14 protein-coding genes are annotated in these 17,711 nt (G+C 67.9%); 7 read left to right on the forward strand and 7 right to left on the reverse strand.

Annotated features, from left to right (window positions below; all coding sequences use genetic code 11):
- Nucleotides 1–45: 45 nt before the first annotated feature.
- The gene (gene hutU, locus ACFWAY_RS01025) at nucleotides 46–1,722 is read right to left on the reverse strand and encodes a urocanate hydratase (protein ID WP_378509563.1); all 1,677 of its coding nucleotides are present in this window, start codon (nucleotides 1,720–1,722) and stop codon (nucleotides 46–48) included.
- Between the two features lie 59 nt (nucleotides 1,723–1,781).
- A complete protein-coding gene (locus tag ACFWAY_RS01030; protein WP_378450948.1) occupies nucleotides 1,782–3,218 on the reverse strand; it encodes a purine-cytosine permease family protein in 1,437 nt (478 codons plus the stop codon).
- 227 nt (nucleotides 3,219–3,445) lie between these two features.
- Here ACFWAY_RS01030 and ACFWAY_RS01035 point away from each other — a divergent pair, with 227 nt between their 5' ends.
- Nucleotides 3,446–8,125 carry an NAD-glutamate dehydrogenase gene (locus tag ACFWAY_RS01035; RefSeq protein WP_378509564.1) on the forward strand — a complete coding sequence of 1,560 codons (4,680 nt, stop codon included), beginning with the start codon at nucleotides 3,446–3,448 and terminating at the stop codon, nucleotides 8,123–8,125.
- A gap of 99 nt (nucleotides 8,126–8,224) precedes the next feature.
- Nucleotides 8,225–8,992, forward strand: coding sequence for a histidine utilization repressor (gene hutC / locus ACFWAY_RS01040; protein WP_378450950.1), 768 nt, complete (start codon nucleotides 8,225–8,227; stop codon nucleotides 8,990–8,992).
- Here the strand turns inward: hutC and ACFWAY_RS01045 are convergent.
- Nucleotides 8,925–9,578, reverse strand: coding sequence for a helix-turn-helix transcriptional regulator (locus ACFWAY_RS01045; protein WP_378509565.1), 654 nt, complete (start codon nucleotides 9,576–9,578; stop codon nucleotides 8,925–8,927). The two genes, hutC and ACFWAY_RS01045, sit on opposite strands and share 68 nt — an antisense overlap.
- A 137-nt stretch (nucleotides 9,579–9,715) precedes the next feature.
- On the opposite strand from ACFWAY_RS01045, the gene ACFWAY_RS01050 reads away from it, so the two are divergent.
- Entirely contained in the window at nucleotides 9,716–10,942 is a 1,227-nt protein-coding gene (locus tag ACFWAY_RS01050; protein ID WP_378509566.1) for a glycosyltransferase family 87 protein, read from the forward strand.
- Nucleotides 10,943–11,048: 106 nt separating this feature from the next.
- Complete coding sequence (locus ACFWAY_RS01055) at nucleotides 11,049–11,330, forward strand: DUF2277 domain-containing protein (protein ID WP_378450953.1); 282 nt, start codon at nucleotides 11,049–11,051, stop codon at nucleotides 11,328–11,330.
- Nucleotides 11,331–11,407: 77 nt separating this feature from the next.
- Here the strand turns inward: ACFWAY_RS01055 and ipdC are convergent, their stop codons facing one another.
- From ipdC to echA20, 4 genes are read right to left on the reverse strand one after another with little or no spacing between them, the layout of a single operon-like run.
- Nucleotides 11,408–12,469, reverse strand: coding sequence for a (3aS,4S,5R,7aS)-5-hydroxy-7a-methyl-1-oxo-octahydro-1H-indene-4-carboxyl-CoA dehydrogenase (gene ipdC, locus ACFWAY_RS01060; RefSeq protein WP_378509567.1), 1,062 nt, complete (start codon nucleotides 12,467–12,469; stop codon nucleotides 11,408–11,410).
- A complete protein-coding gene (ipdB, locus tag ACFWAY_RS01065) occupies nucleotides 12,466–13,227 on the reverse strand; it encodes a cholesterol ring-cleaving hydrolase subunit IpdB (RefSeq protein WP_378509568.1) in 762 nt (253 codons plus the stop codon). Before ipdB ends, ipdC begins: the two co-directional genes overlap by 4 nt.
- On the reverse strand, nucleotides 13,224–14,114 hold the full coding sequence (ipdA, locus tag ACFWAY_RS01070) for a cholesterol ring-cleaving hydrolase subunit IpdA (RefSeq protein ID WP_378509569.1): 891 nt from the start codon (nucleotides 14,112–14,114) through the stop codon (nucleotides 13,224–13,226). Before ipdA ends, ipdB begins: the two co-directional genes overlap by 4 nt.
- Nucleotides 14,115–14,119: 5 nt before the next feature.
- Nucleotides 14,120–14,896, reverse strand: coding sequence for a (7aS)-7a-methyl-1,5-dioxo-2,3,5,6,7,7a-hexahydro-1H-indene-carboxyl-CoA hydrolase (gene echA20 / locus ACFWAY_RS01075; protein WP_378509570.1), 777 nt, complete (start codon nucleotides 14,894–14,896; stop codon nucleotides 14,120–14,122).
- 64 nt (nucleotides 14,897–14,960) lie between these two features.
- Here echA20 and ACFWAY_RS01080 point away from each other — a divergent pair, with 64 nt between their 5' ends.
- The 3 genes from ACFWAY_RS01080 to ACFWAY_RS01090 all read left to right on the forward strand — a co-directional run bounded on the left by ACFWAY_RS01080 (nucleotide 14,961) and on the right by ACFWAY_RS01090 (nucleotide 17,641).
- Entirely contained in the window at nucleotides 14,961–15,749 is a 789-nt protein-coding gene (locus ACFWAY_RS01080) for an SDR family oxidoreductase (RefSeq protein WP_378509571.1), read from the forward strand.
- Entirely contained in the window at nucleotides 15,746–16,660 is a 915-nt protein-coding gene (locus ACFWAY_RS01085; RefSeq protein WP_378509572.1) for an SDR family oxidoreductase, read from the forward strand. Before ACFWAY_RS01080 ends, ACFWAY_RS01085 begins: the two co-directional genes overlap by 4 nt.
- Nucleotides 16,661–16,777: 117 nt before the next feature.
- Nucleotides 16,778–17,641: an LLM class F420-dependent oxidoreductase gene (locus tag ACFWAY_RS01090; protein ID WP_378509573.1), complete on the forward strand. Its 864-nt coding sequence runs from the start codon at nucleotides 16,778–16,780 to the stop codon at nucleotides 17,639–17,641.
- The last annotated feature ends 70 nt before the right edge of the window (nucleotides 17,642–17,711 follow it).

The following is a 17,711-nucleotide window of genomic DNA, read 5'->3' on the forward strand; positions in this document are numbered from 1 at the left end:
CTGTTCCTTCCAGTGGTTCGAAAATACGGTCGCTCGGGCCTGCGGTCATCCTTCGGACATCGGCACGCGCACGCCGCGCTCCTTGGCGACATCGATCGCGTGGTCGTATCCGGCGTCGACGTGCCGGATGACGCCCATGCCGGGATCGTTGGTCAGGACCCGCTCCAGCTTCTCGGCGGCCAGGTCGGTGCCGTCTGCGATGCACACCTGACCGGCGTGGATGGACCGTCCCATGCCGACGCCGCCGCCCTGGTGGATGGACACCCACGACGCTCCCGACGCGGTGTTGACGAGTGCGTTGAGCAGCGGCCAGTCGGCGATCGCGTCGGAGCCGTCGAGCATCGACTCGGTCTCGCGGTACGGGGAGGCCACGGATCCGGAATCGAGGTGGTCGCGGCCGATGGCGACGGGCGCGGACAGCTCGCCGGACGCCACCATTTCGTTGAACTTCAGGCCGGCCTTGTGCCGTTCGCCGTAGCCGAGCCAGCAGATGCGTGCGGGCAGACCCTCGAACGCCACCTTCTCGCCCGCCATCGTGATCCAGCGCTTCAGGTGCTCGTTCTCGGGGAACAGTTCGAGGATCGCCTTGTCGGTGGCGGCGATGTCCTTCGGATCGCCCGACAGCGCGGCCCAGCGGAACGGGCCGAGGCCCTCCTCGAACAGCGGACGGATGTAGGCGGGCACGAATCCGGGAAAGTCGAACGCGCGGTAGTAGCCGGCCTTGCGGGCCTCGTCACGGATGGAGTTGCCGTAGTCGAACACCTCGGCGCCCTTGTCGAGGAAGCCGACCATCGCCGCGACGTGCCGTGCCATCGACGCCCGGGAGTCCTCGGTGAACTTCGCCGGGTCCTTGTCGGCCATCGCCTTCATGTCGGCGAAATCGATCCCGAGCGGCAGGTACGACAGCGGGTCGTGCGCCGACGTCTGGTCGGTGACGATGTCGATGGGGGCGTTCATGGCGAGCAGTTCGGGGAAGATCTCCGCGGCGTTGCCTTCGAGGCCGATAGACAGTGGGCGCTTCGCGTCGCGGGCCTCGATCGCGAGACGCAGGGCGTCGTGGATGTCGGTGGCCTTGGTGTCGAGGTACTTGTGCGCGATCCGGCGGTCGATGCGGGTGACGTCGCAGTCGACGCAGATCGCGACGCCGTCGTTCATCGTCACGGCGAGGGGCTGGGCGCCGCCCATGCCGCCGAGTCCCGCGGTCAACGTGATGGTGCCGGCGAGCGAGCCGCCGAAGCGCTTCCGGCCGACCGCGCCGAACGTCTCGTACGTGCCCTGCAGGATGCCCTGGGTGCCGATGTAGATCCACGACCCGGCCGTCATCTGCCCGTACATGATCAGGCCGAGGGCGTCGAGCTTGCGGAACTCCTCCCAGTTGGCCCAGTCGCCCACCAGGTTCGAGTTCGCGAGGAGGACGCGGGGAGCCCATTCGCTGGTGCGGAACACGCCGACCGGCTTTCCGGACTGCACCAGCATCGTCTCGTCGGACTTCAGGGTCTTCAACGTCCGGACCATCGCGTCGAACGCCTCCCAGCTGCGCGCGGCCTTGCCGGTGCCGCCGTAGACGACGAGGGAGTCGGGATGCTCGGCGACCTCGGGGTCGAGGTTGTTCATCAGCATGCGCAGGGCGCCTTCTTGCTGCCAGCCGAGTGTCGTCAGTTCGGTGCCGCGGGGCGCCGACACGTGGCGGGGTCCGGAAACCGGAGGCGTCGTGGTGGTCATGTCGTGTACTCCTTGATGGTCGAACGAGAGAGTGGGAAGAGTCTGGGTGTCAGCGTGATTCACAGTCGCGAATCCGCCATCGCGGTATTGGCCGGATAGATCATCGACGGGGGTGGGTTGCTGCTGCGCCGCGCGAGCGGGTAGTAGATGGCGGCCGTGAAGACGATGCCGACGATCCACGAGATGTCCGCGCCGCCCAGCATTTCCGTGACGGGTCCGGTGTAGAGCTTCTGGGCGAGGAACGGGATCTGCGCGAGAACGCCGACGGCGTAACAGGTCATCGCCGTCTTGTTCCAGCGGCCGTAGCGGCCCGCCGGGTCGTACAGCGCCGGGATGTCCACGCGCTCCTTGGAGATGAGGTAGTAGTCGATCAGGTTGATGGCGCTCCAGGGGGTGAAGACCATCAGCAGCACGAGGACGAAGTTCTTGAAATTGTTGAGGAAGTCTGCGCTGGCACCGATCGCGATCAGCATCGACACGGCGACGAAACCGATGATGTACAGGCTGCGGGCCCGGGACGAGATACGCGACTGTCCGTTGAAGGCGGTCACCGTGGTGAGGATCGACATGAATCCGCCGTAGGCGTTGAGGCAGTTGACGGTGAGCTTGCCGACCAGGATCACCAGGTAGATCATCAGGGCGATCGCGGCGGGTCCGGCGAGTTCGCCGATGAAGCCGACCTGGTCGCTGAGGAAGGCATCCCCGGCCACGGCGGCGACGAGTGCGCCCAGCGTCATCGACCACTGCGAGCCGATCACGCTGCCCGCGAACGTCGACCAGAACGTCGTCCGCTCGCTGGTCGAGCGCGGGAGGTAGCGGGAGTAGTCCGCGACGTACGGTCCGAACGTCAGCTGCCAGCCGGCACCGAGCGAGATCGCGAGGAGGAACGTGACGATGTCGAAACCCTTGTTCCCGACGAACGCGGCCACGTCGTACTCGGCGAACAAGCGGATCGCGAGGTAGCTGAATCCGACGATGCCCACGACCGTCGCGATCTTGCCGACCACGTGGATGAGTTTGTAGCCGGTCACCGCCACGAACGCGGTCATCGCGCCGAAGATGAGGATGCCGACCGTCGGGCTGTCGATGTGGAGGATCTCGTTCACGGCCTGACCTGCGAGGACGCTGCCGGTCGCGGCGAAACCGAGGTACATCAGGACGACGAGGACCAGCGGGAGCACGGCGCCCAGAACACCGAACTGGGCCCGGCTCGAGATCATCTGGGGCAGGCCGAGGCGCGGTCCCTGGGCGGAGTGCAGCGCCATCACGGCACCGCCGAAGACATTGCCGATCAGCAGACCCACGATGGCCCACAGGGCGTCGGCGCCGAAGACGACCGCGAGGGCGCCGTCGACGATCGCGGTGATCTGCATGTTGGCGCCGAACCAGAGCGTGAACTGGCTGCGTGGAGAGCCGTGGCGCTCGTCGTCCGGGACGACGTCGATGGTGCGACGCTCCGGCGCGAGGCTGATCTCGGGAGGTCCCTCGTGTGTCATTGGCCTGATGTCTCTCTGTGACGAGTCCGGCAGCTGGGTCGGTCCCGGGTGCTCTGTCCCATGTCCTGAATCCAGTGTGCTCTGACTCACGTTTTTTATCGCCTTAGATGTATAGTCCTGTATAGACAACCCCCTGTCAAGCGTTCTCCAAGGACCCAGCCGAGAGGCGTGCCGGCCCGCCACTGCACCAGTCGGAAGTGTCGATGCTTCCGACGGAAGGTACTGACATGAGAGTAATTTCGACGTCCCCACATTCGCTCGAGGACGATGAACAGCAGTTTTCCGCTCCGGAAGCGCCCGAGCGCTTCCGCGACCTCTACCTCCGCACCGCCGGCCATCCCTCCGCCGACGGCGCAGATCCGCAGGCGCGTGATCGCATCGCGAACGCGCATCTCGAGACCGGGTCGAACCGAAACCCCGGGACCGCGGTGGTGCGCGGAATCGACGCCGCAGACCCCAGCGGGATCGGGCCGGCGGTGCAGATCATCACCGACGACATGGCCCTGCTCGTCGAATCGGTACTCCTGACCGCGGCCAGGGTCGGCGCCCCGATCGAGGAGGCGCTGCATCCGGTCCTCGTCGCCCGTCGCTCGGAGTCGGGCACCCTCACCGACCTTCTGCCTGCCACCGACTCGGGGACGGCGGAGTCGTGGATTCACGTGGGTCTGCGCTCCGACACGCCGGGCACCGTCGTCGCCGCATTGGTCGAGGCGTTGAACACCGTCCTCGCCGACGTGCGCCGGGTGGACCGGGATCTGTCGCGCATGCGCGAACTGCAGATTCAGGTCTCCGAACAACTCGACTCGCAGACCGGGCAGGACTCGCTGTCCGAAGAGCTCCGGGAGGCCGCCGATTTCCTGCGCTGGTGCGAAGCAGGCAACTTCACCGTCCTCGGGTACGCGCGCTACGGCGACGACGGCGCACCCGAGGAGAGTCTCGGCGTGCTCCACGACCGGGAGGGCGATCGTGCGCCGGCCACGGAATCCGGACCCGTCCTGGCGATCGGGCAGGCGGCGCTTCCGGTGTCCGTGCACCGTTCGTCGTACCCGTCGGTGGTCGGAGTCCGGGCGGGAGGAGTGGAGCACCGCTTCGTCGGCGCGTTCACCCCGGCGGGCAGGCACGAGAACGTCCTGGACATTCCGGGTGCGGGACGCCGGGTGCGGGCCCTGCTCGACCGTGCCGGTTTCGACATCGAGTCCTTCTCCGGGCAGGCCGTGCTGCAGGTCGTGCAGGCGCTGCCGCTGACCGAGTTGTTCGCGGCGAGCCCGGACTCGCTGCATTCGGCCCTCACCGAGGTCGCCGGCATCACCGCGCGCGAGCAGATTCACCTCTTCCTGCGCACGGACGTCCCGGGCGACAGCATGTCGGCGCTGGTGTTCATTCCCCGCGATCGGTACAACACGCGCACGCGCCTGGCGACGCAGCGCGTCCTGCTGGACGAACTGGGCGGCACCGCAGTCGAATACACCACGAACGTGTCCGAGTACCCGCTGGCGATGGTGCATTTCACAATGCGGGTCCCGGCGGACACGGAGGTGACGGACACGCGGCGACTGGAGATTCAGCGCCGGATCTCCCGGGCCTGCCGGACCTGGGACGACCGGTTCCACGACGAGCTCGACACAGCCGAACGTGATCTCCTCGCACACTATTCGGAGCACTTCCCGGAGGTGTACAAGCACGATTTCGACGGCCGGCGGGCCCATGCCGATCTGGCGGTGTTCGAGAGGCTGACGGACGGTGCGATCGAAACGCGGCTCGACGCGAACGCGGCGGAGTGGCGCTTCACCTTCTTCGTCGGCGGTGCACCCGCCTCCCTCAGCGATGTTCTCCCGATCCTGCAGAGCATGGGGGTCGCGGTCCTCGACGAGCGCCCGTACACGGTCGCGAACAGTCGCGGAACGGTGTGCTGGATGTACGAGTTCGGGATCCGCTACGCGTCGCCGGGGCCGGTGGGCGATCTGCTGCCGCGTCGCTTCACGGAGACGTTCGCCGCGGCCTGGGAGTCCCGGGCCGAGACGGACAGCTTCAACGAACTCGTACTCCGCGCGGGCCTGGACTGGCGTGAGGTGGAGGTGCTGCGGGCATACGCGCGGTACCTCCGGCAGGGCGGATTCCCGTACAGCCAGAACCACATCGCGACGGTCCTCGGTGATCATCCGGAGATCTCGCAGGCACTGATCCGGCTGTTCGCCGCGAGGTTCGATCCGGACGGCACGGCGGAGTGCGGCGAACTGATCGCGTCGCTGGAAACGGCGATCGGCGACGTCCTCGGCCTCGACGCGGACCGCATCCTGCGCGCCTACCTGAACGTGGTCCTGGCGACGCTGCGCACCAACCGCTACGCCCGCCCGGGCCGGGAACGTCAGGTCCTGGCGTTCAAATTCGATCCGCAGCGGATCCCGGAACTGCCGCAGCCGCGGCCCCGCTTCGAGATCTACGTCTACTCGCCGTGGGTCGAGGGCGTGCACATGCGGTTCGGCGCCGTGGCGCGCGGAGGGCTGCGGTGGTCCGACCGCAAGGAGGACTTCCGCACCGAGGTGCTCGGCCTGGTGAAGGCGCAGGCGGTCAAGAACTCGGTGATCGTGCCCGTCGGCGCGAAGGGCGGGTTCGTCGTCGCGCGCCCGCCCGCTCCCACCGGCGACCCGCTGCGCGATCGGGACGCCCAACGCGCCGAGGGTGTTCGCTGCTACTGCAGCTTCATCAGCGGACTGCTGGACGTCACCGACAACGTGGACCTAGCGACCGGTGCCGTGATCCCGGCGCCGCGGGTGGTGCGGCACGACGGCGACGACACGTACCTCGTCGTCGCCGCGGACAAGGGCACCGCGACGTTCTCCGACATCGCCAATGACGTTGCGACGCAGTACGGGTTCTGGCTGGGTGACGCATTCGCGTCGGGCGGATCCGTCGGGTACGACCACAAGGCGCTCGGCATCACCGCCCGGGGCGCGTGGGAGAGCGTGAAGCGGCACTTCCGGGAGATGGGTGTCGACACCCAGTCGCAGGAGTTCACGGCCGTCGGGATCGGCGACATGAGCGGCGACGTGTTCGGCAACGGAATGCTCGCGAGCCCGCACATCCGGCTCGTCGCCGCGTTCGATCACCGGCATGTGTTCCTCGACCCGAATCCCGACGCGGCCGCGTCCTTCGCGGAGCGGGAACGGCTGTTCGCGCTGCCGAGGTCGTCGTGGGCGGACTACGCGCCCGGCCTGATCAGCGCCGGCGGCGGAGTGTGGGAACGGTCGAGGAAGAGTGTTCCGATCAGCGAGGAGGCGCGGCGCGCGCTCGGACTGAGTCCCGGGACCACCGAACTGTCCCCGCCCGACCTGGTCCGCGCCATCCTGCGGGCGCCGGTGGACCTGCTGTGGAACGGCGGCATCGGGACATACGTGAAGTCGGGCACCGAAACCCATCTCGACGTGGGGGACAAAGGCAACGACGGCGTCCGCGTCGACGGTGCCGACGTCCGGGCCCGGGTGGTCGGTGAGGGCGGCAACCTCGGCTTGACCCAGCTGGGACGCATCGAATTCTCCCGCTCCGGCGGGCGAATCAACACGGACGCTCTCGACAACTCGGCGGGCGTGGACTGCTCCGACCACGAGGTCAACATCAAGGTCCTGCTCGACGCCCTGGTCAGCGGTGGCCGTCTCGCCGCGGACGACCGTGCGGGTCTGCTCGCCGAGATGTCCGGGGAGGTGTCGCGTCTCGTGCTCTCCGACAACGTCGCCCAGAACGACGTGCTGGGCACGAGCCGGGCCGACGCCGCCGCGTCCCTCACGGTGCACGGACGGCTCATCGGCCATCTGGAGGGCCGCTACGGTCTGGACCGTGCCATCGAGGTGCTGCCGTCCCGGAAGGAGGTCTCCGTCCGGGAGCGCGCGGAGACCGGACTCACCTCGCCGGAACTCGCGACCCTCATGGCGCACGTCAAGCTGGCGCTGAAGTCGGACCTGCTGGCCGGCGACCTGCCCGACAGCCCGGCATTCTCGGACGCCCTCGCCGGGTACTTCCCGCACCGGCTCCGTGAGTGCTTCGGCGACGCCATCGGCGACCATCCGCTGCGGCGGGAGATCGTCGCGACGGTCCTCACCAACGACGTCGTCGACAACGGCGGCATCACCTACGCCTTCCGGCTGGGGGAGGAGGCCGGGGCGAGCAGCGCCGACGCCGTGCGGGCCTTCGCGGTCGTGTCGGCCGTGTTCGGCCTGCCGTCGCTTCGGCGCGACATCCGGGACGCCGACCTCGACGCCGCGCTCTCGGACGACCTCACGCTGTTCACCCGGCGGCTGCTCGACCGGGCGTCGCGATGGATGCTGACCCGCAGGCCCCAGCCGCTCGCGGTCGGGGCGGAGATCAGCCGATTCCGTGACCGCGTCGCGGACCTGACACCACACGTCGCGGGCTGGCTCTGTGGTGAGGACGCGGAGAATCTGCGGAGCCGCACGGCTGCGCTGGTGGCCCGCGGTGTCCCCGCGGACCTGGCCGGGCGGGTGCAACTGCTCCTGGATCGGTTCGCGCTGCTGGACATCGTCGAGATCGCCGACATCACCCAGCGCGATCCCCGCGAGGTGGCCGAGGTGTACTACCGGCTCGGCGAGTGCCTCGGGTTGGTGCACCTCCTGGTGGGTGTCTCGCAGCTGGGACGGGGAACCAGGTGGAACGCGCTGGCCCGGTTGTCGTTGCGCGACGAGTTGTACGACACGGTCCGGGCACTGTGCCTCGACGTGATCTCGGGCAGTGAAGCGGTCGACACGGCGGAACAGAAGATCGGCGAGTGGGAGGACCGCAACGCCGCCCGGCTGGCGCGCGCCCGGCACACACTCGACGCCGTCACCGAATCGGGGGAACACGACCTGGCCGCACTCTCCGTCGCGACCAGGCAACTGCGCAGCATGGTGAGGTGACACGGGGCGCACCGCGCGATGAGGGCTTACCCGTGCAGTCGGCCGATAGACTGCAACGGCCGACTGCACGGGAAGTTCATCGGTGTTGCAGAGGGATGGGTGTCAGTGGTGGAGATCGCAGTAGTCGACGCGGAGCTTGCCGCGTTGTACAACGGACCGGGGACGGAGTCGGCCCCGGCGTACGAACGCGTCAAGCAGCTGATCGTGTCGCAGATCAATGCCGGCCGCTGGCAGGAGGGCGATCAGTTGCCCTCGGAGAATCAGCTCGTGGGCGCTCTGGGCCTGTCCCGCATGACCATCAACCGCGCGCTGCGCGAACTCAGCGCCGAGGGTCTCGTGGTGCGCCTGATGGGTGTGGGGACGTTCGTGGCGGCCACGAAAACGGCGTCGCCCCTGTTCGAGGTCAAGAACATCGCGGACGAGATCCAGCAACGCGGACACCGCCACCGCACCGAAGTGGTGTACGTGCGGGAGGAAGACGCCGATCCGGCGAACGCCTTCATCCGGGATTCGATCCGCGGCAAGGTGTTCCACTCGCTGATGATCCACTACGAGGACGACACACCGATCCAGCTCGAAGACCGGTTCGTCAATCCCGCCGAGGCGCCCGGGTACCTCGATCAGGACTTCACCCAGCAGACTCCCAATCACTATCTGAGCGTGGAGGCTCCTCTGACGAGGGGCGAGCACGTCGTCGAAGCGGTCCTCGCGTCACCCGAGGAATGCAGGCTCCTCCACATCGAGCGCGCCGAACCGTGCCTGATGATCCGGCGTCGCACGTGGTCCTCGCGGGGGCTCGTCAGTGCCGCACGTCTCGTCCATCCCGGGTCGCGGAATCGGCTCGAAGGGACGTTCGGGACGGGCTGACCGGGGTAGCTGTCTGCGGGGCGGGCCAGGTGAGGCGGCCTGCGTGGATGTCGGAGATCGTCGACGCGATCCAGGAGAGTTCGCCCCGCGCCGCGTGGAGTGCGTAGTCCGCTTCGACGACGAACAGCGCAGGCACTCCGTCGTCGAGCGCTCGGGTGAGCCGTGCCTGGTCGGATTCGATTCTCGCGGTGAGTCGTTCGGCGCGATCGGTGAGTGCGTCGACGGCGCCCTCGCGTCCCAGTGCGCCGAGGTAGCTGATCGCCGCGAAAAACGGTGAGAACTCTCGTGCGGCGCTGCGGATCTGGAGGTCGAGTCGGTTCACGAGTTCCGCGTGCCCGGTGTCGGTGAGGGCATAGACGGTGCGGGCGGGCCGCCCTTCCCGTTGCGCACGTTCGTGTTCCTCGATCCAGCCCTCCGCAGCGAGAGCCGCGACCACATTGTTCAGCGAGCCGCGGTTGAGCGGCCACTGGCCCTCCTCGCTGCGCTCGCTCAGCGTGGCCTCCAGCTGGTAGGGGTGCATCGGCGATTCGAGGAGTAGGCCGAGCACCGGCAGGACGAGGGGATTGTCGAGGGCGCGTGCGGGCATAGTCGAAATATATCGGTCTAAATGAACTATGACGAAATGCGCGGTTCGGACACCGCGACCTCGCCTTTGTCACGATTGGGTCACGGCCCGCTACGGTGGATGGTTGACCACGACGCCGATCATGAAAGAACAAATTCTTGTTACAGAGTGAATCGAAGTTCAGGGCTTATCGTCTCCACGCCGTCGCGCTCCTCGTGGGCGTCCTTTCCCTGGGGGCGGTGGCCTACCGAGAGTTCGATGCGGCGATGGGCTACCTGATGGACCTCTCCGTGTTCCGCGACGCCGGCTACGCCGTCGTCAATGGGCTGCCGCTCTACTCCGCGGACTTCCCGAGCAGTTCCGGGTTCAGGTTCATCTACGCACCCTTCGCGGCGATCCTCTTCGCGCCGATGGCGGAGATCGACCCCGCGGTCCTGCAGGCGCTGTGGTGCGCCCTCAACCTCGGGCTCGTGTGGTGGATGGTCAAGGTGGCGCTGTCGAAGCTCGACGTCGCACGCCCCGAACTTCTCGCTCTGCTGTCGATGGGGCCGGTGCTTTTCCTCGAGCCGATGCGCTCGAACTTCGACTTCGGTCAGATCAACATCATTCTGATGGCGCTCGTGGTCGCCGACTGCACCGGTGTGATCCCGAAGCGGTTCCGCGGAGTCGCGATCGGCCTCGCCGCGGCGGTCAAGATCACCCCGGCAGCCTTTCTCCTGGTCCTGCTCGTCCGCCGCGACTTCCGCTCGTTCGGACGATCCCTCGCCACGATCCTGGTCACCGTCGGCCTCGGCTTCTGGCTCCTGCCGCAGTCGTCGGTGTGGTTCTGGACCAGCGAGTTCTTCGCCACCGGCCGTGCGGGCGCGCCCGACTTCTTCCGGAACCAGGCCGTGACCGGCGTCATCGCGCGGCTCGGGGCGGAGGGCCGGCTGGCCAGCGTCCTGTGGGTGCTCAGCGCGGCCGTCATCGTATCCGCGGCGGCGTGGTCGGCGTATCGCTTCACCCGGTCCGGTGAGCACCTGATCGCGCTGTCGATCGTGGCCCTGGCATCCCTGCTCGCCGCGCCGTTCGCCGTCACCCATCACTGGGCATACAGCATCCTGTTGATTCCGATCCTGATCGCACCGCAGTACCGCAGCTGGCGACCCCTGATCGGCGCCGCCACCCTGATCTTCCTGATCGGCCCGAACTTCGTCCTGCAGTCCTCGTCGTCCGGCTGGGTGGAGGCGGCCGTGCGTGAGGTGATCGGAAGCTCGCAGTGCCTCATCGCGCTGGTCCTGCTCGGCGCGGCAGTCGTGGCCGCGCGATCCCGCACCCCGCTCCCGGACGTCGAGGCGGACGCCGTGCCCGCGGACGACGACGCGCTGGAGCCCGCCCGCAGCTGATACGCGCCGGGCGAATGTACCTTCGATCGCCTCAGGTGCGCCGAAGGGTACATTCGTTCGGCGCCGAGGAGCCGCGCGGAGGACCGGGCGGCGCTATCGTCGAGTCATGTGCCGAAACATCACCGAGCTGCGCGGACTCGAACCGGCGGCCACCGCGGAGGAGATCGAGGCGGCGGCGCGTCAGTACGTCCGGAAGGTCAGCGGAATCCAGAAGCTGACGGACGCCAACCGTGAGCCCTTCGAGGAGGCGGTAGCCGTCGTCACCGAGGCCACCACGAAGCTGCTCGCGGCACTGCCGCCGCGGAAGCAGCCGCCGCAGACGGTGCCCCCGCTGCGGCGGCCGGAGGTCCGGGCGCGCATCGCGGCGAAGGCCGCGTCATCCAGCTGAGCGCGGCGAAGGCCGCCAGCTCCTAGCCGGACGAACGGGACGCTCGTTGCGTCAGATCGAACGAGCGTCCCGTTGGTTCAGACGCGCAGGGCGCCGAGTGCGTCGATGCGTTTGATCGCGTCGGCGACGATGCCGTCGATGAGGTTCTTGCACGTCGGCAGGTCGTCGAGCAGTCCCACGACCTGCCCGGAGGCGAGGACGCCGGCGTGGGTGTTGCCTTCGACGAGCCCGGCCTTGAGCAGCATCGGGGTGTTGGCTGCCATGATGATCTGCTGCCAGGTGCGGTCGCTGGACTTCTTCATGGCGAGGCCGTCCTTGACGAGCGTCGACCATTTCATGCCGGTCATGGATTTGAACTTCGACGCGTTGCGGGCGGCCGCGACCAGGCCGCGGACGTTGCCGGAGTGTTCGAGGCTGTTGACGAGGTCGGTGTTGAGGACCCGGTGGGGCATGCCGTCGACCTTGCGGGAGACGGTGGTGTCCTGCAGTCCCCGGGCGAGGTATTCCTGTTTGACGGAGTCGGGGACCGTCGATTCCTGGGTGAGCAGGAAGCGGGTGCCCATCGCGACGCCGGCGGCGCCGTAGGCGAGGGCGGCGGCGAGTCCGCGTCCGTCGTAGAAGCCGCCCGCCGCGACGACGGGAATGTCGACGGCGTCGAGCACCGACGGCAGCAGCAGTGTGGTGGCCACCGGGCCGGTGTGCCCGCCGCCCTCGCCGCCCTGCACGATCACCGCGTCGGCGCCCCACGACGCCACCTTCTTGGCGTGTTTGGCGGCGCCGATCGACGGAATGACCACCACCCCGGCGGCTTTCAGCTTCGCGATCAGGTCCTGCTTCGGTGCCAGCGCGAACGACGCGACGCGCACGTTCTCCCGGATGAGCAGGTCGATGCGTTGCGGGGCGTCGGAGGCGTCGGCGCGGATGTTCACCCCGAACGGTTTGTCGGTGAGGGTCTTCGTCTTCGCGATCGCCGCTTCGAGTTCTGCGTACGTCATCGTCGCCGACGCCAGGATGCCGAGACCGCCGGCGTTGGCGGTGCCGGCGACGAGCCGCGGTCCGGCCACCCAGCCCATCCCGGTCTGGACCACCGGGTGCTGGACACCGACCAGCTCGGTCAGCGCTGTTCTGAGGCTGCTCATACCGACACCTCCCGGTCGCGCAGGCTGCGGGGGTCGAGGACCTCGCGGATCAGCCGCAGTTCTTCGTCGGTGGGTTCGCGGGTCACGCCGGCGTCGGCCAGCCCTGCCACCTCGAACGAGGTGTTCCCGGCGACCTGTTCGGCGGTGACGCCGGGGTGCAGCGACAGCGCTCGGAACGTGTGGTCGCGACCGCCGAAGTCGAACACCCCGAGGTTGCTCACCACCCGGTGCAGGTGGTGGAAGCGGTATGCGGGGTTCTCCGGGTCGATCTGGTCGTAGCCGACGCCCGAGACGATGTCGACCTTGTCGCAGAACACCCGCGCCGAGTGCTTGCCCACCCAGTAGCTGGTGGGGTGGTTGATCGTGTTGCCGGGCGCACCGCGGACGCCGAACATCTGACGCGTCGGCTGCTGCAGCGCACCGAACGCCGAGAGGTTCTGGTTGCCGTGCCGGTCGATCTGGTTGGCGCCCATCACCACGTGGCGCCGGCCCGAGGCGACGACGTCGAACACCTTCCGGAACGGCATCCAGCCCTCGATCGGGGCCTTCGCGCCGACGGCGGGGGTGTCCGCGAAGATCAGGGCCTCGCCGTCGGTGATCAGCAGGTCGGGTTCGGTGGTCAGTCGCGCGAGCCGGGCGCCGATCAGGGGCAGGGTCGCCATCGGGCTGGCCATGATCTCGCCTGCCCCGGAGAAGATTTCGGCGCACGCGATCGCGCAGTACTCCGCGCGGGTGACTTCGGTGATCGTCTCACTCATGCCTGCTCCTCTGCAAACTTCTTCACGGCGGCCTGGTAGTCGTCCTCGCTGCCGGACAGGTAGGTGGCGACGAACTGCTGCCACGCCTCGGGGGTCTTCGCCGATTCCGCGTAGTGACGCTGGAACTTCTCGTCGCGGCCGTAGCTGTCTCCGGCGAGGGTGAAGTGGGCGCCGTTCGGGGCCTCCACCACGCCGTCCACCATCATGCGGTTGAGGATGAGATTCTGCAGTGGAACGGTTTTCACCAGTTCCTCGGTCTCCACCACCCGCTCGACGGAGACGAACCGCTTCTCGGCGGCCGCGCAGTACAGGTCGTCGAAGTAGGGGTCGACTCCGGTGTAGGCGGCGTTGCCGTGCTTGTCGCCGAGGTTCAGATGGACCAGTGCGGCATCGAGATTCAGGGCGGGCATCGCGATCAGCGTCTCCGATTTGCCGGACGCGTCCGGGTAGGGGGAGGTGACGGTGCGCAGTTCGTCGCCCCAGAAACCCCGGACGTCGGAGCCGAGCCCGGCACGGATCGGTAGGAACGGCAGCCGGGCGGCGGCGGCCTCGAGGCCGCACTTGACCATGCCCTCGTCCATTTCGCGGACCTCGATCTCACCCGCGGTGCGCACCTTCGCGAACCACGGGTCGTAGAACGGGGCCGAATCCAGGGACACGAAACCGTAGTACGCCTTCTTGACCTTGCCCGCCGAGCACAGCAACCCCAGGTCGGGGCCGCCGTAGGTGACGACGGTGAGGTCGGTGACATCCGAGCGGAGCAGCGCCCGGACCAGCGCCATCGGCTTGCGGCGCGAACCCCAGCCGCCGATGCCGATGGTCATTCCGCTGCGCAGTTCCCCGACCGCGTCGTCGAGCGACATCCTCTTGTCGCGCTTGCTCGCCATCGATGTCAGCCTTTCCTGTTGTTCGAGTTGGAGCGGGGCTTTCCGGTTTCGACGAACTCGTCGCGGTGCTCGTCCGAGACGCCGGCCAGGTTGAGTTCGAACGTGTAGCCCTGCTCGAGGCGGTAGCTGGTCTTCACGTCGACGGGATCGATGCCGTTGATGGCTTCCTTGGCGCACCGGATGACCCGGGTGTCCTTGGCCGCGATCTTGGCGGCGATGTCGCGGGCGGTGTCGTCGAGTTTCTCCCGCGGCACCACCTCGTACACGGATCCGAAGTGCTGGAGTTGCTGGGCGGTGACGTTCTGCGCCGTGTAGTACAGAGTGCGCATCATGTGCTGGGGGACGAGCCGGGCGAGGTGGGTAGCGGCGCCGAGTGCGCCGCGGTCGACCTCGGGCAGTCCGAAGACGGCGTCGTCGGACGCGACGATCACGTCGGCGTTCCCGACCAGGCCGATGCCGCCGCCGACGCAGAATCCGTTGACCGCAACCACTACGGGCACGGCGCAGTCGTAGACCGCGGCGAACGCGGCCGCGCAGCCGCGGTTGGCGTCGACCAGCGCGCCGTAACCGTCGGTGGCCTGCATTTCCTTGATGTCGACGCCGGCGTTGAACCCGCGTCCCTCCGCTCGCAGGATCACCACGTGGGTGTCCGGGTTCCGCCCTGCGTCGAGGATGGCGTCGGCCAACTCGAACCAGCCCCGGGACGGGATGGCGTTCACGGGCGGGTAGTCGACGGTGACTGTGGTGATGCCCCCCGGTTCGCTAGCACTCCGAATTCCCACTGTTCTTCTCCCTCGTCATCCGCACAACTTCACTCACCAAGCAATTGCTTGGTAGGGTAGCACGATGGAAACGCGTTTCAATCTGGACGGAGCGGTCGTGCTGGTGACCGGTGGTGTGCGCGGGGTGGGTGCGGGCATCAGCCGCACCTTCCTGCGGGCGGGCGCGACGGTGGTGGCCTGCGCCCGCCGGCCGGGGGAGGAACCGGTGGAGGTGGACGGCCGGGGCATCGAATTCCTGCCCTGCGACATCCGCGATCCGGAGCAGGTACAGGGTCTCGTCGATCGGATCGTCGAGCGGCACGGCCGGCTCGATGTGCTGGTCAACAATGCCGGCGGGGCGCCCTTCGCGCTCGCCGCGGAGGCGAGCCCGAAGTTCCACTCCAAGATCGTCGAGCTGAACCTGCTCGCGCCGCTCGTGGTGTCGCAGATCGCGAATGCGGTGATGCAGAAGCAGGATTCGGGCGGCGCGATCGTGAACATCTCCAGCGTCAGCGGATCGCGGCCGTCGCCCGGCACCGCGGCGTACGGTGCGGCGAAGGCGGGCGTCGACAGTCTCACCGGCAGTCTCGCGGTCGAGTGGGCGCCCAAGGTGCGGGTCAACTCGGTGGTCGTCGGCCTGGTCCGCACCGAACTGGCGCATCTGCACTACGGAGACGAGGCGGGGATCGCGGCGGTCGGGGCGACGGTCCCGCTGGGCCGGATGGCGTGCCCGGAGGACATCGGCAACTGCGCCGTGTTTTTGGCTTCACCGCTGGCGGCGTACGTCAGCGGTTCGACACTGACCGTCCACGGCGGCGGAGAACGTCCCGCCTTCCTGGCGGCAGCTACAGCATCTACAGAGGAGAAGGCATGAGTGGAGTGGTCGACGGTCGCGTCGTCATCGTGACGGGCGCCGGACGCGGAATCGGACGCGCGCATGCACTGGCGTTCGCCGCCGAGGGCGCGAAGGTCGTGGTCAACGACATCGGAGCCGGCATCGACGGTTCCGCCACCGGGGAGAGTCCAGCCGAGCAGGTGGTCGCGGAGATCGTCGCCGCGGGTGGTGAGGCCGTCGTCAACGGCGACGACGTCGCGGACTGGGCCGGCGCCGAGCATCTGATCAACACCGCCATCGACACGTTCGGACGCCTGGACGTGCTGGTCAACAATGCCGGGTTCCTGCGCGACCGCATGCTCGTCGGGATGAGCGAGCAGGAGTGGGACGCCGTCGTGCGGGTGCATCTGAAGGGGCATTTCGCGACGCTGCGGCACGCCGCCGCGTACTGGCGGGCCGAGGCGAAGGCGGGCAATGTCGTCGACGCTCGGATCGTCAACACCAGTTCCGGTGCCGGACTGCAGGGTTCGATCGGGCAGGGCAATTACGCCGCCGCGAAGGCGGGTATCGCGGAGATGACCATTCAGGCGGCCGCGGAATTGAGGAACTACGGCGTCACCGTCAACGCGATCGCTCCGGCCGCCCGCACCCGGATGACGGTCGGCGCGGGCGGCGCGATGGCGGAGGCGATGGCCGCGCCCGAGGAGGGGTTCGACGCGATGGCGCCGGAGAACATCTCCCCGCTCGTCGTGTGGCTGGGCAGCACGGACTCGAAGGACGTCACCGGACGCGTGTTCGAGGTCGAGGGCGGCAAGATCACCGTCGCCGAGGGTTGGCGGCACGGCCCCACCCAGGACAAGGGCGCGCGCTGGGAACCGAAGGAGATCGGACCCGTCGTTTCCGACCTGCTCGCCAAGGCCGAAACCCCGGTCCCGGTCTACGGCGCCTGAGCATGTGAGTGGCGAAGTGTGCCGGGGCACGCTTCGCCACTCACATGGAGAGGTGGCTAAACAGGTGTCCAGTAGTTAGTGTGCAAGAAGGAAAAGGCTCTCGGCCAAGGAGAATTCGTGAAATTCGGCATTACGTTGTTTACGAGTGACCGCGGGATCGGGCCGGCCTCGGCTGCGAGGGGTGCAGAGGCCAACGGATTCGACTCGTTCTACGTGCCCGAGCACACGCACATTCCGGTGAAACGCGATGCGGCGCATCCTCAGACGGGCGACGCGTCGCTGCCCGACGATCGCTACATGCGCACCCTCGACCCGTGGGTGGCGCTGGCCTCGGCGTCGGCGGTCACGGAGCGGATCGAACTGGGGACGTCGGTGGCGCTGCCGGTCGAGCACGACCCGATCACGCTGGCCAAGACGATCGCCTCGCTCGACCATCTCAGCGGCGGGCGGGTGATCCTCGGCGTGGGGTACGGATGGAACCTGGACGAGCTCACCGATCACAACGTCCCGCCCGGACGGCGCCGGACGATGCTGCGCGAATACCTCGAGGCGATGCGTGCGCTGTGGACGCAGGACGAGGCGTCCTACGACGGCGAGTTCGTGAGCTTCGGTCCGAGCTGGGCGTGGCCCAAGCCGGCCCGGGTACCTCCCGTGATCGTCGGCGCCGCCGGCAACGACAAGAACTTCCGGTGGATCGTGAAATCGTCCGACGGGTGGATGACCACTCCGATCGAGCAGGACATCGACGACCGCGTCGCCACGCTACGACGGATGTGGCGTGAGGCGGGCAGGGATGGCGAACCGCGGATCGTCGTGCTCGACGGCAAGCCGGACGTGGACAAGTTGCGGCGGTGGAAGGATCTCGGCGTCACCGAAGTCGTGTACGGACTGCCCGACCGCAGCGAGGAGGACGTCCTGGCGTACCTCGGGCGTCTGTCCGGAAAACTCGAGGGATTGCGCGAGTCGACCGCGGTGGGGTGAGTGAGTGCGGTTGGATGGGATGAGGGCACACTCGAGTAAGAACGTGTTCTAGTATTGCTTGCCAACTGCT

It is taken from the genome of Rhodococcus sp. NPDC059968, from assembly GCF_042738615.1.
GTDB lineage: Bacteria > Actinomycetota > Actinomycetes > Mycobacteriales > Mycobacteriaceae > Rhodococcus_F.

Coding starts and splice junctions, on each gene's coding strand:
- ipdB (WP_378509568.1), bottom strand. CDS start 13,227: ATGAGTGAGACGATCACCGAAGTCACCCGCGCGGAGTACTGCGCGATC.
- ipdC (WP_378509567.1), bottom strand. CDS start 12,469: ATGAGCAGCCTCAGAACAGCGCTGACCGAGCTGGTCGGTGTCCAGCAC.
- ipdA (WP_378509569.1), bottom strand. CDS start 14,114: ATGGCGAGCAAGCGCGACAAGAGGATGTCGCTCGACGACGCGGTCGGG.
- ACFWAY_RS01085 (WP_378509572.1), top strand. CDS start 15,746: ATGAGTGGAGTGGTCGACGGTCGCGTCGTCATCGTGACGGGCGCCGGA.
- ACFWAY_RS01030 (WP_378450948.1), bottom strand. CDS start 3,218: ATGACACACGAGGGACCTCCCGAGATCAGCCTCGCGCCGGAGCGTCGC.
- ACFWAY_RS01035 (WP_378509564.1), top strand. CDS start 3,446: ATGAGAGTAATTTCGACGTCCCCACATTCGCTCGAGGACGATGAACAG.
- ACFWAY_RS01055 (WP_378450953.1), top strand. CDS start 11,049: ATGTGCCGAAACATCACCGAGCTGCGCGGACTCGAACCGGCGGCCACC.
- hutU (WP_378509563.1), bottom strand. CDS start 1,722: ATGACCACCACGACGCCTCCGGTTTCCGGACCCCGCCACGTGTCGGCG.
- ACFWAY_RS01080 (WP_378509571.1), top strand. CDS start 14,961: ATGGAAACGCGTTTCAATCTGGACGGAGCGGTCGTGCTGGTGACCGGT.
- ACFWAY_RS01045 (WP_378509565.1), bottom strand. CDS start 9,578: ATGCCCGCACGCGCCCTCGACAATCCCCTCGTCCTGCCGGTGCTCGGC.